19 protein-coding genes are annotated in these 24,804 nt (G+C 56.5%); 9 read left to right on the top strand and 10 right to left on the bottom strand.

Annotated features, from left to right (window positions below; translation table 11 throughout):
• Window positions 1-67: 67 nt before the first annotated feature.
• The 3 genes from polB (at window position 68) to rluA (ending at window position 6,132) form a co-directional block, all read left to right on the top strand.
• Window positions 68-2,425 carry a DNA polymerase II gene (gene polB, locus AC4ICF_RS03590; protein ID WP_316379705.1) on the top strand — a complete coding sequence of 786 codons (2,358 nt, stop codon included), beginning with the start codon at window positions 68-70 and terminating at the stop codon, window positions 2,423-2,425.
• A gap of 128 nt (window positions 2,426-2,553) precedes the next feature.
• Window positions 2,554-5,460 (top strand): RNA polymerase-associated protein RapA, encoded by a 2,907-nt coding sequence (gene rapA / locus AC4ICF_RS03585; protein WP_316379706.1) that lies wholly within the window; start codon window positions 2,554-2,556, stop codon window positions 5,458-5,460.
• Between the two features lie 12 nt (window positions 5,461-5,472).
• Window positions 5,473-6,132: a bifunctional tRNA pseudouridine(32) synthase/23S rRNA pseudouridine(746) synthase RluA gene (gene rluA / locus AC4ICF_RS03580; RefSeq protein WP_023310367.1), complete on the top strand. Its 660-nt coding sequence runs from the start codon at window positions 5,473-5,475 to the stop codon at window positions 6,130-6,132.
• Between the two features lie 30 nt (window positions 6,133-6,162).
• Here rluA and djlA read toward each other — a convergent pair whose 3' ends face one another.
• Window positions 6,163-6,978: a co-chaperone DjlA gene (gene djlA / locus AC4ICF_RS03575; RefSeq protein WP_163330299.1), complete on the bottom strand. Its 816-nt coding sequence runs from the start codon at window positions 6,976-6,978 to the stop codon at window positions 6,163-6,165.
• 239 nt (window positions 6,979-7,217) lie between these two features.
• Here djlA and lptD point away from each other — a divergent pair, with 239 nt between their 5' ends.
• The 6 genes from lptD to apaH are packed head-to-tail and all read left to right on the top strand — an operon-like array spanning window position 7,218 to window position 13,947.
• Window positions 7,218-9,569, top strand: coding sequence for an LPS assembly protein LptD (gene lptD, locus AC4ICF_RS03570; protein WP_316379707.1), 2,352 nt, complete (start codon window positions 7,218-7,220; stop codon window positions 9,567-9,569).
• Window positions 9,570-9,622: 53 nt separating this feature from the next.
• Window positions 9,623-10,909: a peptidylprolyl isomerase SurA gene (gene surA / locus AC4ICF_RS03565; protein ID WP_116342448.1), complete on the top strand. Its 1,287-nt coding sequence runs from the start codon at window positions 9,623-9,625 to the stop codon at window positions 10,907-10,909.
• On the top strand, window positions 10,909-11,895 hold the full coding sequence (gene pdxA / locus AC4ICF_RS03560) for a 4-hydroxythreonine-4-phosphate dehydrogenase PdxA (RefSeq protein WP_163330298.1): 987 nt from the start codon (window positions 10,909-10,911) through the stop codon (window positions 11,893-11,895). Before surA ends, pdxA begins: the two co-directional genes overlap by 1 nt.
• Entirely contained in the window at window positions 11,892-12,713 is an 822-nt protein-coding gene (gene rsmA / locus AC4ICF_RS03555) for a 16S rRNA (adenine(1518)-N(6)/adenine(1519)-N(6))-dimethyltransferase RsmA (RefSeq protein WP_316379708.1), read from the top strand. The genes pdxA and rsmA overlap by 4 nt, the downstream gene beginning before the upstream one ends.
• Before the next feature lie 3 nt (window positions 12,714-12,716).
• Window positions 12,717-13,094, top strand: coding sequence for a Co2+/Mg2+ efflux protein ApaG (gene apaG, locus AC4ICF_RS03550; protein ID WP_014882505.1), 378 nt, complete (start codon window positions 12,717-12,719; stop codon window positions 13,092-13,094).
• Between the two features lie 4 nt (window positions 13,095-13,098).
• Entirely contained in the window at window positions 13,099-13,947 is an 849-nt protein-coding gene (gene apaH / locus AC4ICF_RS03545) for a bis(5'-nucleosyl)-tetraphosphatase (symmetrical) ApaH (protein ID WP_116342444.1), read from the top strand.
• 81 nt (window positions 13,948-14,028) lie between these two features.
• Here apaH and folA read toward each other — a convergent pair whose 3' ends face one another.
• The 9 genes from folA to fkpB all read right to left on the bottom strand — a co-directional run bounded on the left by folA (window position 14,029) and on the right by fkpB (window position 24,762).
• Complete coding sequence (folA, locus tag AC4ICF_RS03540) at window positions 14,029-14,508, bottom strand: type 3 dihydrofolate reductase (RefSeq protein WP_008502023.1); 480 nt, start codon at window positions 14,506-14,508, stop codon at window positions 14,029-14,031.
• Between the two features lie 114 nt (window positions 14,509-14,622).
• On the bottom strand, window positions 14,623-16,488 hold the full coding sequence (gene kefC, locus AC4ICF_RS03535; protein ID WP_192981971.1) for a glutathione-regulated potassium-efflux system protein KefC: 1,866 nt from the start codon (window positions 16,486-16,488) through the stop codon (window positions 14,623-14,625).
• Entirely contained in the window at window positions 16,481-17,011 is a 531-nt protein-coding gene (gene kefF, locus AC4ICF_RS03530; protein ID WP_116342440.1) for a glutathione-regulated potassium-efflux system oxidoreductase KefF, read from the bottom strand. The genes kefC and kefF overlap by 8 nt, the downstream gene beginning before the upstream one ends.
• A 103-nt stretch (window positions 17,012-17,114) precedes the next feature.
• Entirely contained in the window at window positions 17,115-17,348 is a 234-nt protein-coding gene (locus AC4ICF_RS03525) for a YgdI/YgdR family lipoprotein (RefSeq protein ID WP_116342438.1), read from the bottom strand.
• 139 nt (window positions 17,349-17,487) lie between these two features.
• The gene (carB, locus tag AC4ICF_RS03520; RefSeq protein WP_008502028.1) at window positions 17,488-20,712 is read right to left on the bottom strand and encodes a carbamoyl-phosphate synthase large subunit; all 3,225 of its coding nucleotides are present in this window, start codon (window positions 20,710-20,712) and stop codon (window positions 17,488-17,490) included.
• Window positions 20,713-20,730: 18 nt separating this feature from the next.
• Window positions 20,731-21,879 carry a glutamine-hydrolyzing carbamoyl-phosphate synthase small subunit gene (gene carA / locus AC4ICF_RS03515; protein ID WP_010427050.1) on the bottom strand — a complete coding sequence of 383 codons (1,149 nt, stop codon included), beginning with the start codon at window positions 21,877-21,879 and terminating at the stop codon, window positions 20,731-20,733.
• A gap of 454 nt (window positions 21,880-22,333) precedes the next feature.
• Window positions 22,334-23,155 (bottom strand): 4-hydroxy-tetrahydrodipicolinate reductase, encoded by an 822-nt coding sequence (gene dapB, locus AC4ICF_RS03510; protein ID WP_163330295.1) that lies wholly within the window; start codon window positions 23,153-23,155, stop codon window positions 22,334-22,336.
• 205 nt (window positions 23,156-23,360) lie between these two features.
• Entirely contained in the window at window positions 23,361-24,311 is a 951-nt protein-coding gene (gene ispH / locus AC4ICF_RS03505) for a 4-hydroxy-3-methylbut-2-enyl diphosphate reductase (protein WP_316379709.1), read from the bottom strand.
• 1 nt (window position 24,312) lies between these two features.
• Window positions 24,313-24,762: an FKBP-type peptidyl-prolyl cis-trans isomerase gene (gene fkpB, locus AC4ICF_RS03500; protein ID WP_003856450.1), complete on the bottom strand. Its 450-nt coding sequence runs from the start codon at window positions 24,760-24,762 to the stop codon at window positions 24,313-24,315.
• Between the last annotated feature and the right edge of the window lie 42 nt (window positions 24,763-24,804).

Genomic DNA, 24,804 nt, shown 5'->3' with positions numbered 1-24,804 from the left:
ATATCTCCAGCATAAAACATTCAACCAGGCTATAATCAGGCCTGGTTTTGTTTTATGGGATAGCGGCGTGGCACAGGCGCAACAAGGCTTTTTACTGACCCGACACTGGCGGGATACCCCTCAGGGCACCGAGGTCGCGTTCTGGCTGGCGACGGACAACGGCCCGCTGCACGTTACGCTGCCGCCGCAGGAGTCCGTGGCATTTATCCCTGAAGCGCACGTCGAAAAGGTGAAGCAGCTGCTGCGCGACGAAAGCGGCTGGCGCATTACCCCGCTTGAACTGAAAGATTTCCACCGCCAGCCGGTTTACGGCCTCTACTGCCGCGCCCATCGCCAGCTGATGCGCTATGAAAAGCTGCTGCGCGAAGCGGGCGTGACGCTCTACGAAGCGGATATCCGCCCACCGGAACGCTTTCTGATGGAGCGGTTTATAACCGCGCCCGTCTGGGTAGACGGCGCAGAGCAAAACGGCACCCTCATCAACGCTCGCCTGAAGCCGAATCCGCATTATCGTCCACCGCTGAAGTGGGTCTCCCTGGATATAGAAACCACCCGTCATGGCGAACTGTACTGCATCGGTCTTGAAGGCTGCGGGCAGCGGGTTGTGTATATGCTCGGGCCGCCGAACGGCGATGCGTCCGCGCTGGATTTTCAGCTTGAGTACGTCAGCAGCCGCCCGCAGCTGCTGGAGAAACTTAACCAGTGGTTTGCCAGGCACGACCCGGATGTGCTGATCGGCTGGAACGTGGTGCAGTTTGACCTGCGCGTGCTGCAAAAACACGCCGAGCGGTATCGCATCCCGCTGATGCTCGGGCGCGGAAATACGGAGCTGGAGTGGCGCGAGCACGGCTTTAAGAACGGCGTTTTCTTTGCGCAGGCCAACGGTCGACTGATTATCGACGGCATCGAGGCGCTGAAATCCGCTTTCTGGAATTTCTCCTCCTTCTCTCTGGAAGCGGTAGCGCAGGAATTGCTCGGTGAAGGCAAATCCATCGACAATCCGTGGGACCGCATGGACGAGATCGACCGGCGCTTCAACGAAGACAAACCCGCGCTCGCTACCTATAACCTGAAAGACTGTGAGCTGGTGACGCAGATTTTCCATAAAACCGAGATCATGCCGTTCCTGCTGGAGCGGGCGACGGTAAACGGCCTGGCTGCTGACAGGCACGGCGGCTCGGTAGCGGCCTTTAGCCACCTCTATTTCCCACGAATGCACCGTGCGGGCTATGTTGCGCCCAACCTCGGAGACGTGCCGCCGCAGGCCAGCCCCGGCGGCTACGTGATGGACTCCCGGCCTGGACTGTATGACTCGGTTCTGGTGCTGGACTACAAAAGCCTCTACCCGTCGATTATCCGCACCTTCCTGATCGATCCCGTCGGGCTGGTAGAAGGCATGGCGCAGCCAGACGACGCCCACAGCACCGACGGTTTCCTCGGCGCCCGTTTTTCGCGGGAAAAACACTGCCTGCCTGAAATTGTGGGGAACATCTGGCACGGCCGCGACGAGGCTAAACGCCACGGCAACAAGCCGCTCTCGCAGGCGCTGAAAATCATTATGAACGCCTTTTACGGCGTGCTGGGGACCAGCGCCTGCCGCTTCTTTGATCCCCGTCTGGCCTCGTCCATCACCATGCGCGGGCACGACATCATGCGCCAGACCAAAGCGCTGATTGAATCCCGGGGCTATGACGTTATCTACGGCGACACGGATTCCACCTTTGTGTGGCTTAAGAGCGCACGTACAGAAGAGGATGCCTCGCGAATCGGCAAAGAACTGGTCGCTTTCGTGAACGCCTGGTGGCAGGAACATTTGCAAAAAGAGCGGTTAACCAGCGCATTAGAACTGGAATTTGAAACCCATTTTGCCCGCTTTTTAATGCCCACCATTCGCGGTACCGATCAGGGCAGCAAGAAGCGCTACGCCGGGCTGATTCAGGAAGGAGATAAGCAGCGTATGGTCTTTAAAGGCCTGGAAACGGTGCGCACCGACTGGACGCCGCTGGCACAGCAGTTTCAGCAAACCCTTTACCTGCGGGTGTTTCGCAACGAGCCGTATCAGGATTACGTGCGCGAAACCATCGCCAGCCTGATGGCGGGCGAACTGGATAACCAGCTGGTCTACCGCAAACGCCTGCGCCGCCCGCTGGCGGAGTACCAGCGTAACGTTCCTCCACACGTGCGCGCCGCGCGTCTGGCGGATGAAGAAAACGTGCGCCGCGGACGTGCGCCACAGTATCAAAATCGGGGTACCATTAAGTACGTCTGGACGATTAACGGCCCGGAACCCGTTGATTACCAGCAGTCTCCGCTCGATTACGATCACTATCTTACGCGCCAGCTTCAGCCCGTCGCCGACGGAATTTTGCCCTTCATTGACGACGATTTTGCTACACTAGTGACAGGGCAACTTGGCCTATTTTGACGCGTGACGAAATGGCTGCCATCCAGTACCATAGCGCCCTTTCCATTCCCGGACCCATTTTTCGATGACCGTCTTTTTTGACGGGGGTCGAACTATTGCCTGCAATTAAAGATTAGAGCCGAACAACTATGCCTTTTACACTTGGTCAACGCTGGATCAGCGATACAGAAAGCGAACTTGGATTAGGAACCGTCGTTGCCGTTGATGCGCGCATGGTTACCCTCCTCTTCCCTGCCACCGGTGAAAACCGCCTGTACGCCCGCAATGACTCCCCTGTAACCCGCGTGATGTTTAATCCGGGTGACACCGTGACCAGCCACGACGGCTGGCAGCTGAAGGTTGAAGACGTAAAAGAAGAGAATGGACTGCTCGCCTACATCGGGACGCGTCTTGATACCGACGAGACAAATGTCATCCTGCGTGAAGTGCTGCTCGACAGCAAACTGGTGTTCAGTAAGCCGCAGGACCGCCTGTTTGCCGGGCAAATTGACCGCATGGATCGTTTCTCCCTGCGCTACCGCGCGCGCAAGTTCCAGAGCGAGCAGTACCGTATGCCGTGGAGCGGCCTGCGCGGCCAGCGCACCAGCCTGATCCCCCACCAGCTGAATATCGCCCATGACGTGGGCCGTCGCCACGCGCCGCGCGTGCTGCTGGCTGATGAAGTGGGCCTGGGTAAAACCATTGAAGCTGGCATGATCCTGCATCAACAGCTGCTTTCCGGCGCAGCCGAGCGCGTGCTGATCGTGGTGCCAGAAACCCTGCAGCACCAGTGGCTGGTCGAGATGCTGCGCCGCTTTAACCTGCGCTTCTCCCTGTTCGACGACGAGCGCTATGCCGAAGCGCAGCACGATGCCGACAACCCGTTTGAAACCGAACAGCTGGTGATCTGCTCCCTGGACTTCGTGCGCCGCAGCAAGCAGCGTCTTGAGCACCTGTGTGACGCCGAGTGGGATCTGATGGTGGTCGATGAAGCACACCATCTGGTCTGGAGCGAAGACGCACCGAGCCGCGAATATATGGCGATTGAACAGCTTGCCGAGCGCGTGCCCGGCGTCCTGCTGCTGACCGCAACGCCGGAGCAGCTCGGTCTGGAAAGCCACTTCGCCCGCTTGCGCCTGCTCGATCCAAACCGTTTCCACGACTTCGCGCAGTTTGTGGAAGAGCAGAATAACTACCGTCCGGTTGCGGATGCCGTCGCGCTGCTGCTGGCGGGAAAACGTCTCTCAAACGACGAGCTCAACACCCTGAGCGATCTGATTGGCGAGCAGGATATTGAACCGCTGCTGCAGGCCGCGAACAGCGACAGCGAGAACGCGGAATCCGCGCGCAAAGAGCTGATCGACATGCTGATGGACCGCCACGGCACCAGCCGCGTGCTGTTCCGTAACACCCGTAACGGCGTGAAAGGGTTCCCGAAACGCGAGCTGCACACCATCAAGCTGCCGCTACCAACCCAGTATCAGACGGCGATTAAAGTCTCCGGCATTATGGGCGCGCGCAAAACCCAGGAAGAGCGCGCCCGCGATATGCTCTACCCGGAACAGATTTACCAGGAATTTGAAGGCGATACCGGCACCTGGTGGAACTTCGATCCGCGCGTAGAGTGGCTGATGGGCTACCTGACCGCGCACCGCTCCCAGAAAGTGCTGGTGATCTGCGCCAAAGCGGCCACCGCGCTGCAGCTGGAGCAGGTCCTGCGCGAGCGCGAAGGCATTCGCGCCGCCGTGTTCCACGAAGGGATGTCCATCGTCGAGCGCGACCGCGCGGCGGCCTGGTTTGGCGAAGAGGACAGCGGCGCCCAGGTGATGCTGTGCTCTGAAATCGGCTCCGAAGGCCGTAACTTCCAGTTCGCCAGCAATCTGGTGATGTTCGATCTGCCGTTCAACCCGGATCTGCTGGAGCAGCGTATCGGCCGCCTGGATCGTATTGGTCAGGCGCATGATATTCAGATCCACGTCCCATATCTGGAAAAAACCGCCCAGTCCGTGCTGGTGCGCTGGTTCCACGAAGGTCTGGATGCGTTTGAACATACCTGTCCAACCGGCCGCACCATTTACGATCGGGTGCACGGCGATCTGATTGGCTTCCTGGCCGCGCCGGAAAACACCGACGGCTTTGACGATCTGATCAAGTCCTGCCGCGAGCAGCACGACGCGCTGAAAGCGCAGCTTGAGCAGGGCCGCGACCGCCTGCTGGAGATCCACTCCAACGGCGGTGAAAAAGCACAGGCGCTGGCTGAGAGCATTGAAGAACAGGATGACGACACTAGTCTGATTAGCTTCTCCATGAACCTCTTCGACATCGTCGGGATTAACCAGGACGATCGTGGCGAGAATCTGATTGTCCTTACCCCGTCAGACCACATGCTGGTCCCGGATTTCCCGGGCCTGCCGGAAGACGGCTGTACCATCACCTTCGAGCGTGATGTGGCGCTGTCCCGCGAAGATGCGCAGTTCATCACCTGGGAGCACCCGCTGATCCGCAACGGGCTGGATCTGATCCTCTCCGGCGATACCGGCAGCAGCACCATCTCCCTGTTGAAAAACAAGGCGCTGCCCGTAGGCACTCTGCTGCTGGAGCTGATCTACGTTGTGGAAGCGCAGGCGCCGAAACAGCTGCAGCTCAACCGCTTCCTGCCGCCAACGCCGGTGCGTCTGCTGCTGGATAAAAACGGTACGAATCTCGCAGGACAGGTTGAGTTCGAAAGCTTTAACCGTCAGCTGAGCGCGGTGAACCGCCATACCGGCAGCAAGCTGGTCAATGCGGTGCAGCAGGACGTGCACGCTATTCTTCAGCAGGGCGAAACCCAGATTGAAAAAGCGGCCCGAGAACTGATTGACGCTGCGCGCAATGAAGCCGACGAGAAACTGTCTGCCGAGCTGTCCCGCCTGGAAGCGTTAAAAGCGGTCAACCCGAACATCCGTAACGACGAGCTGGCGGCGATTGAAAGCAACCGTCAGCAGGTGCTGGAAAGCCTGAACCAGGCGGGCTGGCGCCTGGATGCCCTGCGTCTTATCGTTGTGACGCATCAGTAAACGGAGCGCAAGATGGTGATGGAGCCGTATAATCCGCCGCAGGATCCCTGGCTGGTCATTCTGTATCAGGATGAACACATCATGGTGGTCAACAAGCCGAGCGGCCTGTTGTCCGTGCCGGGGCGCCTGGACGAGCACAAGGACAGCGTGATGACGCGCATTCAGCGCGATTTTCCGCAGGCAGAGTCCGTCCATCGCCTGGATATGGCCACCAGCGGCGTGATTGTGGTGGCGCTGAACAAAGCGGCGGAGCGTGAGTTGAAGCGCCAGTTCCGCGAGCGCGAGCCGAAAAAGCAGTATGTCGCCCGCGTCTGGGGCCATCCGGCGCAGGCGGAAGGGCTGGTGGATTTGCCGCTGATATGCGACTGGCCGAACCGGCCAAAGCAGAAGGTGTGCTATGAAACCGGCAAGGCCGCGCAGACCGAATATGAAGTGCTGGAGTACGCGCCGGATAATACCGCGCGCGTCCTGCTTAAGCCAATTACCGGACGTTCACACCAGCTGCGCGTGCATATGCTTGCGCTGGGTCATCCGATTCTGGGCGACCGGTTTTACGCCCCGCCGGAAGCGCTGGCGTTAGCGCCACGTCTGCAACTGCACGCGCAGACGCTCACCATCACCCACCCGGCCTTCGGTAACGCGATGACGTTTAAAGCCCCGGTGGACTTCTGAAAAAAAAGCCCGACGCTGTCGGGCTTTTGCTTATTTGAAACCTTTCTTCTCTTTAATCAGCTCGTACGCTTTCTGGATTTCCTGCGCTTTTTGCTTCGCCATCTCCATCATTTCCGGCGGTAAGCCTTTCGCGACCAGTTTGTCCGGGTGGTGTTCACTCATCAGCTTACGGTAGGCACGTTTAATTGTGGTTTGATCGTCCGTGGGCTTCACGCCAAGCACGTTGCAGGCATCTTCCAGCGTCGGGCCACGCTGCGCCTGCTGCCAGCCGCCACCGGACGACTGCTGGTGATAGCCGCCGCCAAACTGTGCCCCGCCCTGCATCATGCGCAGGAACTGGTCAAACTGCATACGGGAGATGCCCAGCTCTTCCGCAATGACGTACAGCACATCACGTTCATTAGGGTGAAGTGAACCGTCGGCAAATGCCGCCTGGATTTGGATTTCCAGAAACATCCGAATTAAATCAAAACGTCCGAAGCAGATGCTGCGGAACTGGCGCATCTTTTCACGCAGCGGATAGTTATCGGATTTACCGATGCGAAACGCATTTTGCGCAGCCACACGAGATTCACCGTGCAGATTCATGCGATCCATGAATACGCTGGCAATCTGAATATCGGCTTCTGTGACACGCCCTTTGGATTTGGTTAAGTGCCCCATAACCTCAAAGGTGGTGGAGAAAAAGAGTGACTGACGCTCGCGCTGATTGGCAAACCAGGCCATTTTGCGGCTGCGCGCCTTATCAAACATGTGGCCGATAATAAGCCCAAGCACAATCCCCCAGAACCCGGCACCCATGATGATGGCGAACGCAACGCCGATTATTTTACCCCAATACTGCATATACTCCCCGGATAGTCATATTCCTGGCCGACGCAACGTCATCATCACTGTGTTCAAGTCACGGTCAATTGAAGGACATCGCCTATAATTTGCTTTATCATACTCTTCATTCGATAGCGAGCCTAACACTCTGGCACGCAAACGGGCAGGATTAACGCTGGTACTGCGCAGATGAGTAAGATAGTCTCTGAGCGTTTGTAAGCCGTAGCCACTGATGACGGAACAATAAAATATAACGTATGAAAAAACGTATCCCCACCCTCCTGGCCACAATGATTGGCTCCGCCCTTTACAGTCAACAGGGGCTGGCGGCCGATCTCGCCTCGCAGTGTATGCTTGGCGTCCCAAGTTATAATCGCCCACTGGTGGAGGGCGATACAAATAGCTTGCCGGTAACCATTACTGCCGATAGCTCCAAAGGTACTTATCCTGACAATGCCACGTTTACGGGTAATGTGGATATTAACCAGGGCAATAGCCGCCTGCAGGCGGATGAAGTGCAGTTGCACCAGAAGCAGCCGGAAGGCGCGGCCGAGCCGGTACGAACGGTGGATGCGCTGGGTAATGTGCACTATGACGATAATCAGGTCATCCTGAAAGGTCCGAAAGCCTGGTCAAACCTGAATACCAAAGACACTAACGTCTGGGAAGGTGATTACCAGATGGTGGGTCGCCAGGGACGCGGTAAAGCGGACCTGATGAAGCAGCGCGGTGAAAACCGCTATACGATTCTGGAGAATGGCTCCTTTACATCCTGTCTGCCGGGTTCAAATACCTGGAGCGTGGTCGGGAGCGAAGTTATCCATGACCGTGAAGAACAGGTCGCGGAAATCTGGAACGCCCGCTTTAAGCTCGGCCCAGTTCCGGTTTTCTACAGCCCTTACCTGCAGCTTCCCGTGGGTGACAAGCGTCGCTCAGGTTTCCTGATCCCCAATGCCAAATACAGCACCTCGAATTACTTTGAGTTCTACCTGCCGTATTACTGGAACATCGCGCCCAACATGGACGCCACGATCACGCCGCACTATATCCACAAGCGCGGCAACATCATGTGGGAGAATGAGTTCCGCTATCTGACTCAGGCCGGGGCTGGCCTGATGGAGTTGGATTATCTGCCGTCAGATAAAGTGTTCCAGGATGAGCATCCAACGGAAGGTGATAAACACCGCTGGTTATTCTACTGGCAGCATGCCGGGGTGATGGATCAGGTGTGGCGCTTTAATATTGACTACACCAAAGTTAGCGACTCATCTTATTTTAACGATTTCTCGTCCAAATACGGTTCGAGCACGGATGGCTATGCCACGCAGAAGTTCAGCGTTGGCTACGCGGTGCAGAACTTTGATGCCACCGTCTCAACCAAGCAGTTCCAGGTATTCTCTGACCAGTCCACGCCTACCTATGGCGCAGAGCCGCAGCTGGACGTTAACTGGTATCAGAATAACGTAGGTCCATTCGACACCCGGGTTTACGCTCAGGCAGTACATTTCGTGAACACGGATTCGGATATGCCGGAAGCCACGCGTCTTCACCTTGAGCCGACGATCAATCTGCCGTGGTCTAACGACTGGGCAAGCCTGAATACCGAAGCCAAGCTGATGGCGACTCACTATCAACAAAAAAATGTTGATAATTACAATGCCACCCGAAATGCGCATCTGGAAGAGTCGGTAAACCGAACGCTCCCACAGTTCAAAATGGACGGCAAGTTGATCTTCGAACGTGATATGGGCCTGCTGGCGGATGGTTATACCCAGACGCTTGAACCGCGTATGCAGTATTTGTACGTGCCGTATCGCGATCAGAGCAATATCCAGAACTACGACTCTTCTTTACTGCAGTCTGACTACAGCGGCCTGTTCCGTGACCGTACTTATGGCGGTCTGGACCGTATCGCATCCGCTAACCAGTTAACGACAGGCGTCACTACGCGCGTTTATGATGATGCCGCCGTTGAACGTTTTAACGTTTCTGTTGGTCAAATCTACTATTTCACCGAGTCACGTACCGGTGATGACAACATTAACTGGGAGAAAGACAACAAAACGGGATCGCTGGTTTGGGCGGGTGATACTTACTGGCGCATGACTGACCGCTGGGGTCTGCGTGGCGGCGTGCAGTATGACACTCGCCTCGATAATATCGCCACAAGTAGCGCGGCTATTGAGTACCGCCGCGATGAAGACCGGATGATGCAGTTGACGTATCGTTACGCCAGCCCGGAATATATTCAGGCAACATTGCCTTCCTATGCTGGCAATGAACAGTATAAAGACGGCATCTCGCAGGTGGGTGGCGCAGCAAGCTGGCCTATCGCCGACCGCTGGTCAATCGTAGGCGCTTACTACTTTGACACTAACGCGAATAAGCCAGCGGACCAGATGGTGGGTCTGCAATATAACTCCTGCTGTTACGCGCTGCGCGTCGGTTACGAGCGTAAGCTTAACGGCTGGGACAGTGAAAACAATCAGGGCAAATACGATAACGTGATTGGCTTTAATGTCGAACTGCGCGGCCTGAGTTCCAACTACGGCCTTGGCACGCATCAGATGCTACGTTCGAACATTCTGCCGTACAGTAGCTCTTTGTAATGTGCTTGATTTACAACGTAATCCGCTTTGCGGTTAATTGAAATGGAAAAAGTATGAAGAACTGGAAAACGCTGCTGCTCGGTGTCGCTATGGTTGCGAATACCAGCTTCGCGGCCCCCCAGGTTGTTGATAAGGTCGCGGCTGTCGTTAACAACGGCGTCGTGCTCGAAAGTGACGTTGACGGTCTGATGAAATCCGTGAAGCTCAATTCGGGCGAAGCAGGCCAGCAGCTTCCGGATGATGCTACGCTGCGCCATCAGATCCTGGAGCGTCTGATCATGGATCAGATTATCCTGCAGATGGGTCAGAAAATGGGCGTGAAGGTGACTGACGAGCAGCTCGATCAGGCCATCGCTAACATTGCAAAGCAGAACAACATGACGCCAGACCAGATGCGCAGTCGTCTGGCTTATGACGGTATCAGCTACGCCACCTACCGCAACCAGATCCGTAAAGAGATGCTGATTTCGGAAGTGCGTAACAACGAAGTGCGCCGCCGCGTCACGATCCTGCCGCAGGAAGTGGACGCGCTGGCAAAGCAGGTGGGCAACCAGAACGATGCGAGCACAGAGCTGAACCTGAGCCACATTCTGATCCCACTGCCAGAGAACCCAACGTCCGATCAGGCTGCGGAAGCAGAAAGTCAGGCACGTTCTATTGTCGACCAGGCGCGTAACGGCAGCGACTTTGGCAAGCTGGCTATCACCTACTCCGCTGACCAGCAGGCGCTGAAAGGCGGCCAGATGGGCTGGGGACGTATTCAGGAGCTGCCTTCCATCTTTGCTCAGGCGCTGAGCACGGCGAAGAAAGGCGATATTGTGGGTCCAATCCGTTCAGGCGTGGGCTTCCACATTCTGAAAGTGAACGATCTGCGCGGTCAGAGCCAGAACATCTCCGTGACTGAAGTTCACGCTCGCCACATTCTGCTGAAGCCGTCACCGATTATGACTGACGATCAGGCGCGTGCGAAGCTGGAGCAGATTGCCGCGGACATTAAGAGCGGTAAAACCTCGTTTGCCAATGCAGCGAAGGAGTTCTCTCAGGATCCTGGCTCTGCGAACCAGGGCGGCGATCTGGGCTGGGCGGCAGCGGACATTTACGATCCTGCCTTCCGCGATGCACTGATGAAGCTGAATAAGGGTCAGCTCAGCGCCCCGGTTCACTCTTCATTTGGCTGGCATCTGATCGAACTGATGGACACACGCAACGTGGACAAAACGGATGCGGCGCAGAAAGACAGAGCCTACCGTATGCTGTTTAACCGTAAATTCTCTGAAGAAGCGGCAACCTGGATGCAGGAACAACGCGCCAGTGCTTATGTGAAAGTGCTGAGCAACTAATGAAACAGCATCGTGTTGTTATCACGCCCGGCGAACCCGCCGGGATTGGGCCTGACCTCGTTGTCCAGCTCGCCCAGCGCAGCTGGCCGGTAGAACTGGTTGTCTGCGCTGATGCAACACTGTTACAAGACCGGGCGAAGCTGCTCGGTCTGCCTCTAACGCTCATCCCTTACGATGAAGGCCAACAGCCCGCACCACAGCAGGCCGGTACGCTCACGCTGCTCTCTGTCCCCCTTCGTACACCCGTTGTTCCAGGCCAGCTCAGCACGGAAAACGGCCATTACGTCGTTGACACCCTTGCTCGCGCCTGCGACGGTTGCCTGAAGGGCGAATTTGCCGCTCTGATCACCGGCCCCGTCCACAAAGGCGTCATCAACGAAGCGGGCATACCGTTTACCGGGCATACGGAGTTCTTCGAAGAGCGCTCGCACAGCCCGAAAGTGGTGATGATGCTGGCGACCGAAGCGATGCGCGTTGCGCTGGTGACAACCCATCTGCCGATCAAAGCCATTCCTGATGCGATCACCCCTGAACTCCTGCGCGAGATCATCGGGATTTTGCACCATGATCTGCAGACAAAATTTGGGATCCCGCAGCCCCACGTGCTGGTCTGCGGTCTGAACCCGCACGCCGGAGAAGGCGGGCACATGGGCACCGAAGAGATCGACACCATTATTCCGGTGCTCAACGAAATGCGGGCGAAGGGGATGAATCTCAGTGGACCGCTGCCTGCGGACACCCTTTTCCAGCCGAAATACCTGGATAATGCCGACGCCGTGCTCGCGATGTACCACGATCAGGGCCTGCCCGTGCTAAAATACCAGGGCTTTGGCCGCGGGGTGAATATCACCCTCGGTTTACCCTTTATTCGAACATCCGTTGACCACGGCACTGCGCTGGATCTGGCAGGCCAGGGGAAAGCGGATGTCGGCAGTTTTATTACGGCGCTTAATCTCGCCATCAAAATGATTGTTAATACTCAATGACTAATCGAGTCCATCAGGGCCACTTAGCCCGTAAACGCTTCGGGCAAAACTTTCTCAACGATCAGTTCGTGATCGACAGCATCGTGTCTGCTATTAATCCGCAGAAAGGTCAGGCTATGGTCGAAATCGGCCCGGGTCTTGCCGCGCTGACCGAGCCGGTAGGCGAACGCCTCGACGAGCTGACCGTTATCGAACTGGACCGCGACCTGGCCGCACGCCTGCAAACGCACCCGTTCCTCGGACCAAAGCTGACCATCTACCAGCAGGATGCCATGACCATGAACTTTGGCGAACTGTCGGAAAAAATGGGCCAGCCGCTGCGCGTGTTCGGCAACCTGCCGTATAACATCTCCACGCCGCTAATGTTCCACCTCTTTAGCTATACTGATGCCATTGCCGACATGCACTTCATGTTGCAAAAAGAGGTTGTTAACCGTCTGGTTGCAGGGCCGAACAGTAAAGCGTATGGTCGTTTAAGCGTGATGGCACAATATTACTGCAACGTGATCCCGGTACTCGAAGTACCGCCGTCCGCGTTCACGCCACCGCCGAAAGTAGATTCTGCGGTTGTGCGCCTGGTGCCGCACAAAATAAAACCTTATCCGGTTAAAGATCTGCGCGTACTCAGCCGCATCACAACAGAAGCGTTCAACCAGCGCCGTAAAACGATCCGTAACAGCCTGAGCAATTCGTTTACCGTTGAGGTGTTAGCAGAGCTGGGGATCGACCCGGCAATGCGTGCGGAAAACATTTCCGTAGAGCAGTACTGCAAGCTGGCTAATTACATCAGCGAAAATGCGCCGCCGAAGGAGAGTTAAGCCATGATTGATTCGCCCCGCGTATGTGTCCATGTACAAAGCGTCTATGTTGAATCGCAATCCTCGCCGGATGAAGAGCGTTTTGTCTTTGCCTACACCGTGACCATTCGCAATCTGGGGCGGATGCCCGTGCAGCTGCGCGGGCGCTACTGGCTTATCACTAACGGCAATGGCCGCGAAATTGAAGTTCAGGGTGAAGGCGTGGTCGGTGAGCAGCCCCACATCGCCCCTGGCGAAGAGTACCAGTACACCAGCGGCGCGGTGATTGAAACGCCGCTGGGTACCATGCAAGGCCATTACGAAATGGTCGACGTCGATGGCAACGTGTTCCGCGTTGCTATTCCTGTGTTCCGTCTCGCCGTAACCACACTCATTCATTAATCTAATGTCTACATATCTGATTGGCGACGTTCACGGTTGCTACGATGAACTGATCGCATTGTTAAAACAGGTCGACTTTACGCCAGGACAGGACACGCTCTGGCTGACGGGCGATTTAGTCGCGCGCGGCCCGGGATCGCTTGAGGTTTTACGTTTCGTCAAATCGCTGGGCGACAGCGTTCGCATGGTGCTGGGCAATCACGATCTTCACCTGCTGGCCGTATTTGCCGGGATCAGCCGCAACAAACCTAAAGATCGCCTCTCTCCCCTGCTGGATGCGCCAGACGCGGACGAACTGATTAACTGGCTGCGCCGTCAGCCCTTACTTCAGGTCGACGAGGAGAAAAAGCTGGTCATGGCCCATGCCGGGATCACGCCACAATGGGATCTTGAGACAGCGAAAACCTGCGCACGTGACGTAGAGGCGGTGCTGGCGAGCGACTCGTACCCTTTCTTCCTTGATGCCATGTACGGCGATATGCCGAACCACTGGAGCGAGGATCTCAGCGGTCTGGCCCGCCTGCGCTTTATCACCAATGCGTTCACCCGCATGCGTTTCTGCTTCCCGAACGGGCAGCTGGACATGTATTCCAAAGAGACACCGGAAAGCGCGCCTGCCCCGCTCAAACCGTGGTTTGCTATTCCTGGACCGGTGACAAGCGAGTATAGCGTGGTATTTGGTCACTGGGCTGCGCTGGAAGGAAAAGGCACGCCGGACGGGATCTACGGTCTGGATACCGGATGCTGCTGGGGCGGAGAGTTAACCTGCTTACGCTGGGAAGATAAAGCTTACTTTGTGCAGCCGTCCAACCGACAGCTGGACTTAGGGGAAAGTGAGGCCGTTGCCTCCTGACTATTGCCTCCCTCCCCAAAAGACCGCACCGAACAGTCCCCTCTCCCCTTTGGGAAGAGGGGAGAGGGGTAGGAAAATCACTTAACGACGCTCCAGAATCTCGAAGCAGTAGCTGTGGGAGTTCTGCGCATCGGCGTCGTGGAATTCGCTGAACACAGATTCCCATTCGTCCGGATCGTAATCCGGGAAATGGGTATCCCCTTCCACTTCTGCATCAATGTGGGTCAGATACAGCTTCTGCGCTTTTGGCAGGAACTGTTCATACACACGACCGCCACCGATCACCATGATCTCTTCGGCATTGCCGCATGCAGCAATCGCCTCGTCTACTGATTTTACCCATTCGACGCGATCGTCAGTGCCCGGCTGGCTGCTGATAACGATATTCTTACGGCCCGGCAATGGACGACCAATCGACTCCCAGGTCAGGCGGCCCATCACTACCGGCTTGTTTAACGTAGTACGTTTAAACCATGCGAGATCGGCAGGCAGGTTCCACGGCATGGCATTTTCCATACCGATAACGCGGTCCACCGCCAGCGCTGCAATCAGACTGATCATTGAAAATTTCCCGGATGCAAAAAATTGCCGCCACTATACGGAAAGCTTAATCTTTCGTCGACTGGCGGCAGAGTAAAGATACAGAAATTTTTTATTATTGCTGGCAACTCCACTTCACGCGGAAGGTTTACTCTCGGGCTCGTCAGCCGGATCGCCGGTATGCTTGCCCTCTTCCGTGCCCTGCCAGCCGTGACGCTGGATCAGCGACAGGTGATTGCGGTCCTCGTTAATGATTTCCGTCAGCATCGCGCTGGTGCGTTTAAACACCGCTGCACGCTCCGTAGCCGTGCTGCCTGCCATCGCCGCCATCTCTTCCACCATCCCGGTGTTAAAGCGGCGGAACAGATCCGCACGTTCGCGCGCCTCATACGCGCCGAGCCCCAGATTTTCCAGCGCCATCCGGCCGGACTTCAGCGCGCCTTCGAATGTCTCACGTTCCGGCGCCTCAACCCCTGCCTGCCGCAGCCGGATGTAATGATCCACATCGCGCGCGCGGGAAATTATCGTCAGCGCAGGGAAATGCTCTTTTACCAGCTCCACCATCTGCATGCTGGTCTCCGGATCGTCAATGGCGTTAATCAACACCTCTGCTTTTGCCGCCCCGGCGGATTCCAGCAAGTCGACGCGGGTCGCATCGCCGTAAAACACCTTCATATCAAATTTACGCAGGGTATCAACATGGTCGGGGTCGTGATCGAGGATGACCATCTTCACCCCGCTCGACAGCAGTAAACGCCCCACGATCTGCCCGTAGCGGCCAAATCCGGCGATGATAACGCGCGGCTGCTCCTCGTCGATCTCGTCGGCTTCGCGCTCCTGCTCGCTACCCGATTTTTCAAGGCGCGTCAGAACCACCAGCAGAACAGGCGTCGCCGCCATCGACAGCGCGACCGCCAGCGTCAACGCTTTCGCCCACTCGGGATCGAGCACGTTTGCCATCTGCGCGGCGCCAAACACCACGAACGCAAATTCGCTTCCCTGACCCAGCAGCACGGCAAACCAGCGGCGCTGCTTGTTCGGCACCTTCAATGGGCGCGCAATCAGCCACAGCATCACCATTTTAATGACGAGGAAACCGACGAGCAGGATGACAATCCGCAGCGGGTGCGTGACCAGCGTGCCGAAGTCGACGGACATCCCCACCCCGATGAAAAACAGCCCCAGCAGCAACCCTTTGAACGGCTCGATATCGCTTTCCAGCGCGTGACGGTATTCAGAGCTCGCCAGCAGAACGCCTGCGAGGAAGGCCCCCATCGCCATCGACAATCCGGCTTCCTCAAGCAGCAAACCAAAGCCAAACACCAGGAACAGCGCCACGGCGCTGAACACTTCGCGCAGGCCCGAGCGGGCAACAAACCGCAGTAACGGACGGGTCACGTAACGCCCCAGCAGGACCACCAGCGCCAGCGCCCCCACGACTTTTAATGCCGAAAGTGCGAACGCACCCAGCGTCGTGGACGAGCCGCTTGCCGCCAGCAGCGGAATCATCGCCACCAGCGGAATAGCGGCAATATCCTGAAACAGCAGCACCGAGAACGCGCTGCGTCCCATCTGGGATACCGTCAGATTTCGCTCGTTCATCGCCTGCATGGCAATGGCCGTTGAGGAGAGCGCCAGCGTCATGCCGATAAGCTCTGCCACTTTCCAGTCCATACCCAACAGGATACAGAACCCGCCGAGCAGCAGGCCGCAGGCCACCATCTGCAGCGCGCCTCCGCCAAATACCGAGGCGCGAAGCTTCCATAATCTCTGCGGATCCAGCTCCAGGCCAATCACAAACAGCATCAGCACAACGCCAATTTCAGCGAAATGGAGGATCGCCTCCGCATCCGTGACCAGTCGAAATCCCCACGGCCCAATGACGCAGCCCGCAATCAGGTAGCCGAGAACAGAGCCCAGCCCCAGACGTACCGCCACGGGCACAATCAGTGCCGCCGCGCCGAGATAAATCAGCGCCTGTATCAGCGTATGGCTATCCATGGTGCGTCTCCTGCCACTCAAGTAAGCGTTGTTTATAATGGCGAGCCTGCGCCTGCAGCGTTTCATCGTCGCAAACAAAGGTGCAGTGCATCGCAAACGGCGGGAGCCAGTTCAGTCCACAGTAAAGCGCAGTAGCCTGCAGCGGCTGCGCCAGCACGTCAAACCCCGGAAAGGAACCAATATCAAAGTGGCTTTCCCCACCGCCGGTAGTGACCGCCCACATCAGGCTTTTGCCTTTCAGCGCATGGCCATTGTGACCATACGCCCAGCCGTGGGAGAAGACTTTATCAATCCACAGTTTCAGGAGCGGGGGCGTGCTGTACCACTGCATGGGATGCTGCCAGATAATCAGATCGGCACGGGAAAGTGCCTCCTGTTCGGCAGCGATATCGATATTAAAATCGGGATAGAGTTCATAGAGGGAACGTATCTCTACGTTATCAAGCGTCCTTACCTGCTCAAGCATCCGCTTATTCGCATGCGAATGGTGCGGATAGGGGTGGGCATAAATTATCAGAATCATTGATTAGCCTGTTGTTACTGCTTTCTTTTAACAAAAGAGTGTAGTCAGTAATTCAACAGGCTAATAGTGAATATTATTGACGGGCTTACGTCAGAATTCTGAATTAGTTATCCAGTTCGCCCATCGATTTAACCTGGTCACGGTTAATCTGCTCAGTTTGGCCGGTTTCAGCGTTTTTGTAAGACACCAGACCGGTATCGTCATCCACCTGCGGTTTGCCGTCGGTGACAATGGTTCTGCCATCGGTGGTTTTTACGGCCTGATTAGACGAACAGCCCGCAACGGTAAACATTGTCGTGGCAGCCAGAACGGAAGCGATCAGTAATTTATTTTGCATGGTGTTTTCCCCTGCTCTCAGATGAATTTCGTTATCGACCTAACCATTTTAGGCTAACTGACTGAAAGCGGATGAAAAACCAGAAGGTTCTGAAGAGAGGAAGAATGCCCGGTTACCGAACGGCACCGGGCAATTTGTCTTACTTGCTAATCTGCGCGTGCATTTCCTGCACCGAAATCACCTTCTCGGTGGCGTCCGCGTTCAGCGCCATGGCCGTCGCGAAACCGCCGTTCAGGGTGGTGTCGTAGTGCACTTTGTACTGCAGCGCGCTGCGGCGAATCAGCTTGGAGTCTTCAATCGCCTGGCGGCCTGCGGTGGTGTTGATGATGTAGGTGTATTCGCCATTCTTGATACGATCCTGAATGTGCGGACGACCTTCATGCACCTTGTTCACCAGACGCGGGTTGATGCCGGCTTCGCCCAACACAATCGCCGTACCGTGGGTTGCATCCAGCTCGAAGCCCTGTTTCAGCAGCTTGGCGGCCAGGTCAACCACGCGTTCTTTGTCACCTTCACGAACGGAGAGCAGCGCACGGCCTGATTTTCTCATGGTGGAGCTACTGCCCAGCTGCGCCTTCGCGAACGCTTCTGCGAAGGTGCGGCCCACGCCCATCACTTCCCCGGTAGAGCGCATTTCTGGCCCTAACAGCGGGTCAACGCCCGGGAATTTGTTGAACGGCAGCACCACTTCTTTCACCGAGTAGTACGGTGGGATGATCTCTTTTGTCACGCCCTGTTGAGCCAGCGTCTGGCCTGCCATCACGCGTGCCGCCACTTTCGCCAGCGGAATACCGGTGGCTTTGGAGACGAACGGTACGGTACGTGCCGCACGCGGGTTCACTTCAATCAGGTAAACTTCGTTGTCTTTTACCGCGAACTGAACGTTCATCAGGCCGCGGACCTGCAGTTCGAAGGCCAGCTTTTGCACCTGCTGACGCATCACGTCCTGAATCTCCTGGCTCAGCGTGTACGCTGGCAGAGAACAAGCGGAGTCGCCGGAGTGTACGCCAGCCTGCTCGATGTGCTCCATGATGCCGCCAATCAGCACCATTTCGCCATCGCAGATGGCGTCAACGTCCACTTCTACCGCGTCGTCGAGGAAGCGGTCGAGCAGCACAGGCGCATCGTTGGAGACGCTCACCGCGGTCTGGAAGTAGCGTCGCAGGTCGGCTTCGTCATAAACGATTTCCATCGCGCGGCCGCCCAGTACGTAGGAAGGACGCACCACCAGCGGGTAGCCAATCTCTTTCGCCTTCTCGACAGCCTGTTCGATAGCGGTCACGGTGGCGTTCGCAGGCTGTTTCAGCTTCAGACGGTCAACCGCCTGCTGGAAACGCTCGCGGTCCTCCGCACGGTCAATCGCATCCGGACTGGTGCCGATAACCGGCACGCCTGCCGCTTCCAGCGCGCGCGCCAGCTTCAGCGGGGTCTGGCCGCCGTACTGCACGATAACACCTTTTGGCTTCTCGATGCGCACGATTTCCAGCACGTCTTCCAGGGTAACCGGCTCGAAGTAGAGACGGTCAGAGGTGTCGTAGTCGGTGGAGACGGTTTCCGGGTTACAGTTGACCATGATGGTCTCGTAACCGTCTTCGCGCAGCGCCAGCGAGGCGTGTACGCAGCAGTAGTCAAACTCGATGCCCTGGCCGATACGGTTTGGACCGCCGCCCAGCACCATAATCTTGTCGCGGTCGACGGACGGATTCGCTTCGCACTCGTCTTCATAGGTGGAGTACATGTACGCGGTGTCGGTAGAAAACTCTGCCGCACAGGTGTCGACGCGCTTGTAAACCGGGTGCAGGTCATACTGGTCGCGCAGCTTACGGATTTCCGCTTCGCGCACGCCCGCCAGCTTAGCCAGACGCGCGTCGGCGAAGCCTTTACGCTTCAGCATGCGCAGGAAGTCTGCGTCCAGGCCGTTGATGCCCAGCTCTGCCACTTTCTCTTCCAGACGCACCAGCTCTTCAATCTGCACCAGGAACCAGCGGTCGATGTTGGTCAGGTTGAACACGCCGTCGACGGACAGGCCAGCACGGAAGGCATCGGCGATGTACCAGATGCGCTCCGCGCCCGCGTCTTTCAGCTCGCGGCGGATTTTGGTCAGCGCTTCCGGGTCGTCCAGGCTCACTTTCGGGTCAAAGCCGGTCGCGCCCACTTCGAGGCCGCGCAGCGCTTTCTGCAGGGATTCCTGCTGCGTGCGGCCAATCGCCATCACTTCACCGACGGATTTCATCTGGGTGGTCAGACGGTCGTTCGCGCCTGCGAACTTCTCGAAGTTAAAGCGAGGAATTTTAGTCACAACGTAGTCGATGGACGGCTCGAAGGACGCAGGGGTGCGGCCACCGGTGATGTCGTTCATCAGCTCGTCGAGGGTATAACCCACCGCCAGTTTCGCCGCCACTTTCGCAATCGGGAAGCCGGTCGCTTTGGAGGCCAGCGCGGAGGAGCGGGACACACGCGGGTTCATTTCGATAACAATCAGACGGCCGGTTTTCGGGTTAACGGAGAACTGCACGTTAGAGCCGCCGGTTTCCACGCCGATTTCACGCAGTACCGCCATCGAGGCGTTACGCATGATTTGATACTCTTTGTCGGTCAGCGTCTGGGCTGGCGCAACGGTGATGGAATCGCCGGTGTGGATACCCATCGCATCGAAGTTTTCGATGGAGCAGACGATGATGCAGTTGTCGTTTTTATCACGCACCACTTCCATCTCGTACTCTTTCCAGCCAATCAGCGATTCATCAATCAGCAGCTCTTTGGTTGGGGAAAGATCCAGACCGCGTTCGCAAATCTCTTCGAACTCTTCGCGGTTGTAGGCAATACCGCCGCCGGTGCCGCCCATGGTGAACGATGGGCGGATGATGCATGGATAACCCACTTCAGCCGCAACGGCCAGCGCCTCTTCCATGTTGTGTGCAATACCGGAACGCGCGGTGTCGAGGCCGATTTTCTTCATCGCCACGTCGAAGCGGCGACGGTCTTCTGCTTTATCAATCGCGTCGGCGGTCGCACCAATCATGGTTACGCCGAACTCGGCCAGCACGCCCTGACGCTCCAGCTCCAGCGCACAGTTCAGCGCCGTCTGGCCGCCCATGGTTGGCAGGACCGCGTCCGGACGCTCTTTCTCGATGATTTTACGCACCACTTCCCAGTGAATCGGCTCGATGTAGGTTGCATCGGCCATTTCCGGGTCGGTCATGATGGTTGCCGGGTTAGAGTTCACCAGGATAACGCGGTAGCCCTCTTCACGCAGGGCTTTACACGCCTGAGCGCCGGAGTAGTCGAATTCACAGGCCTGGCCGATGACAATCGGGCCAGCGCCAAGGATCAGGATGCTTTTTATGTCTGTACGTTTTGGCATGGTCTTCTCGGCTCCTGATTATTTAGCGGTCTTACGGTATTGCTCGATAAGTTCGATGAAGTGATCGAACAGCGGCGCGGCGTCGTGCGGGCCCGGGCTGGCTTCCGGGTGACCCTGGAAGCTGAATGCTGGCTTATCGGTGCGATGAATCCCCTGCAGGGTGCCATCGAACAGCGACTTATGGGTCACGCGCAGGTTAGCCGGCATTGAGGCTTCATCGACGGCAAAGCCGTGGTTCTGCGCGGTGATCATTACCGTGTTGTTATCGATGTCTTTCACCGGGTGGTTACCACCGTGGTGGCCGAACTTCATCTTAACGGTGTTCGCACCGCTCGCCAGCGCCAGCAGCTGATGGCCGAGGCAGATGCCGAATACCGGGATGTCGGTTTCCAGGAAGGACTTAATGGCGGCGATGGCGTAATCGCACGGTGCCGGGTCGCCAGGACCGTTGGACAGGAAAATACCGTCCGGATTCATCTTCAATACGTCTTCGGCAGAGGTCTGAGCCGGCACCACCGTCAGGCGGCAGCCGCGGTCAACCAGCATGCGCAGAATGTTGCGCTTGGCGCCAAAATCGTAGGCCACCACGTGGAACGGCAGCTCGCTCTCTTTTTTCGCTTCCGGCAGGTCGCCTTCCAGCGTCCAGCTACCCTGTGTCCAGCTGTAGGCTTCCGCGGTCGTCACTTCTTTCGCCAGGTCCATGCCGTTCAGGCCCGGGAAGGCTTTCGCTTTTTCCAGCGCCAGCGTCGCATCGAGGTTATCACCCGCGATGATGCAGCCGTTCTGTGCACCCTTCTCGCGCAGCAGACGCGTTAACTTACGGGTATCAATATCGGCAATCGCCACGATGTTATGGCGCTTCAGGTAAGAAGAGAGGTCTTCGGTATTGCGGAAGTTGCTGGCAATCAGCGGCAGGTCGCGAATGACCAGGCCTTGCGCATGTACCTGAGAAGATTCTTCGTCAGCCGCGTTGGTGCCGACATTGCCGATATGAGGATAAGTAAGAGTAACGATTTGGCGAGAATAGGAAGGATCAGTGAGGATTTCTTGATAACCGGTCATTGAAGTATTGAAAACGACTTCCCCAACCGCCGAACCCGTTGCCCCTATGGCCCGACCGATAAACTGGGTTCCGTCTTCCAGAACCAATAGCGCTGACTTAATCAAAACACCCTCCAGAGAATATTCACTCACTTTATTTGCATATTAATTCATAACCATGTCATGGATCAATGCAAATGTGTTGCCAGCGGATTTTTGGCAAACGGCGGCATTCTGGAGATTTGGTGGGTAAAAGTCAACTTAAAACGGATATTTTGTTTAGTCTTTTGCGCATCTGGTGAGGCGAGTGAAGCTTAAGCGACAAAAAGATCAGGTAAATCACTGCGGAAAACGCTTGCGCGCCGAATTTAATGAAAAATGAGTCGACACAGCATCAAAAAGTGGACCAAATGGTCAAAATTTACATTTCAGTAACGAAAACCAGGAAGAATAGTTGTGTTTTCATGGCTCAACAAACAAAACAAGAGCTAAACAGGTAAAATATAAGGGCAATAAAATATTGCCCTATGCAATCAAAGAATTACGACTGCAATAACCACATCACGATGGGTAATAATACTTACAAATTGTTGAGATCGAGCACATCTCGCATATCAAAAAGTCCATCTTTCTTGTTTTTAAGCCACAAAGCGGAACGTACCGCGCCGTTGGCAAACGTCATGCGGCTTGAGGCTTTATGAGTAATCTCCACGCGTTCACCAATATCGGCGAACATCGCCGTATGTTCGCCGACGATGTCACCCGCACGTACCGTTGCGAAACCAATAGTGCCCGGTACGCGTTCGCCAGTGTGACCTTCGCGGGCATAAACCGCGCAGTCTTTTAAATCTTTATCGAGTGCATGAGCAATCGCCTCGCCCATCGCCAGCGCCGTGCCTGACGGCGCATCTACCTTGTAGCGGTGGTGGGCTTCGACAATTTCAATATCGGTATAGTCGCCCATGACCTTCGCTGCTTTCTCCAGCAGCTTGAGCATGACGTTAACGCCCACGCTAAAGTTCGCCGCGAAGACAATCGCGATCTCTTTTGATGCGTCCTGGATGGCCTGCTTACCCGCGTCGTCAAAACCGGTGGTGCCGATCACCATCCCCTTGCCGTGCTGGCGGCAAAATGCCAGGTGCGTCAACGTACCTTCCGGGCGGGTAAAGTCGATAAACACATCGAAGTCATCTTTAACCGCATCCAGGCTGCTCTGGACAGTAACGCCCGTCTTTCCTGCACCCGCCAGTTCACCTGCGTCGGCCCCCAAAAGCGATGAGCCTTCACGCTCCAGCGCCGCGCCCAGCGCTACGCCATCCATCTGAAGTGCCGCCTGAATCAGCTGACGGCCCATACGTCCACCCGCGCCCGCAATGGCGACACGGATCTGTGCATCATGCATAGTTATTCTCTTACGTTAAAATGATGTAAATCGTTTTCAGATTAACCAGCCTTCGCGGAGGCTGCCAACTGAAAACACCAATAATTAGAATTTAACGTGAAACCGACTTAAATATCAGTAAAAGACATGATTTTGTGGTCACGATAAAGTACGGGGCAAAAAAAAGGCCAGCACATGAGATGCTGGCCTTTTCGCTGTTTAGGGGTTATTCCACTTCGCGGGCGTCGATACGCAGCTCTTTCGGCACTTCGAAGACGATATTCTCTTCGCGTCCTTCCAGCGGAACCGCTTCGCCACCGCCCAGCTCCTGCAGACGGGTTATCACGTTCTGCACCAGGATATCCGGCGCGGAAGCGCCTGCGGTAACGCCAACGCAGACCGCATTTTTAACCCACGCTTCCTGGATGTCCGCCGCGTCGTCGATCAGGAACGCCGCTTTACCCATGCGCTGCGCCAGTTCGGCCAGACGGTTGGAGTTAGACGAGTTTTTGGAGCCGACCACCAGCACCACGTCCGCCTGTTCAGCCAGCGCACGCACCGCTTCCTGGCGGTTGGTGGTCGCGTAGCAGATGTCATCCTTACGCGGCCCGACGATTTTCGGGAAGCGCTGGCGCAGGGCGTCAATCACATCCGAGGTATCATCAACCGAGAGCGTCGTCTGGGTCATAAACGACAGACGGGCTTCATTTTTAACGTTCAGCGTAAAGACATCTTCCGGCGACTCAACCAGATACATTCCCCCTTCCGGATTGCTGTACTGGCCCATGGTACCTTCGACTTCCGGATGACCCGCATGGCCAATCAGAATCGACTCTTCACCGCGACGGCTGGCACGCGCCACTTCCATATGCACTTTCGTCACTAATGGGCAGGTTGCGTCGAAAACGGTTAAATCGCGGCTTTTCGCTTCGTTACGCACCGCCTGAGAGACGCCGTGCGCGGAGAAGATCAGGATCGCACCGTCCGGCACTTCGCTGATCTGCTCGATGAAAATAGCGCCGCGCTCGCGCAGGCTGTCCACCACGTAGCGGTTATGCACCACTTCGTGACGCACGTAAATTGGCGCGCCGTAAATCTCCAGCGCGTTTTCGACAATGCTGATAGCGCGGTCTACACCTGCGCAGAAGCCGCGCGGGTTAGCCAACAGGATCTGCATTTCAGGCCTCCAGTGCCGGATCGATCTCCAGCACTTCAACATCAAAATGAACGGTACGCCCGGCAAGCGGATGGTTGAAGTCAACGGTGATAGAGTCGCCGTTAATCTCGCGGATCACGCCAGGCATTTCGCTGCCGTCCATAGCGGTAAAGAGCATAATCGCCCCGATTTCCGGTTCGCCCGCGTCCATAAACTCGCGGCGCGAGAAATACTGGATCAGGTCCGGGCTTGGCACGCCAAACGCGGCATCCGGCTCCAGCGAGAACGCTTTTTTCTCCCCCTCTTTCAGGCCCAGGAGCTGCTGCTCAAGACCTTCAGACAGGGAGGTATCGCCGAGACGAAACAGGGCAGGTTTGCCGTTATTGCGGGTGGATTCGGCGGTGGAGCCGTCATCCAGCTTCAGCGTGAAGTGAACGAGAACCGCGCTGTTGCTCTGTACGGATTTAGACATGCAAATTGCTCGCTTGTTTTGCCCGGTGGCATTACACCACCG

This window comes from Enterobacter sp. ECC_219_Taxon_10 (genome assembly GCF_058354905.1).
Note: the sequence above shows the minus strand (reverse complement) of the source record. Positions and strands in the feature narration are given on the sequence as shown.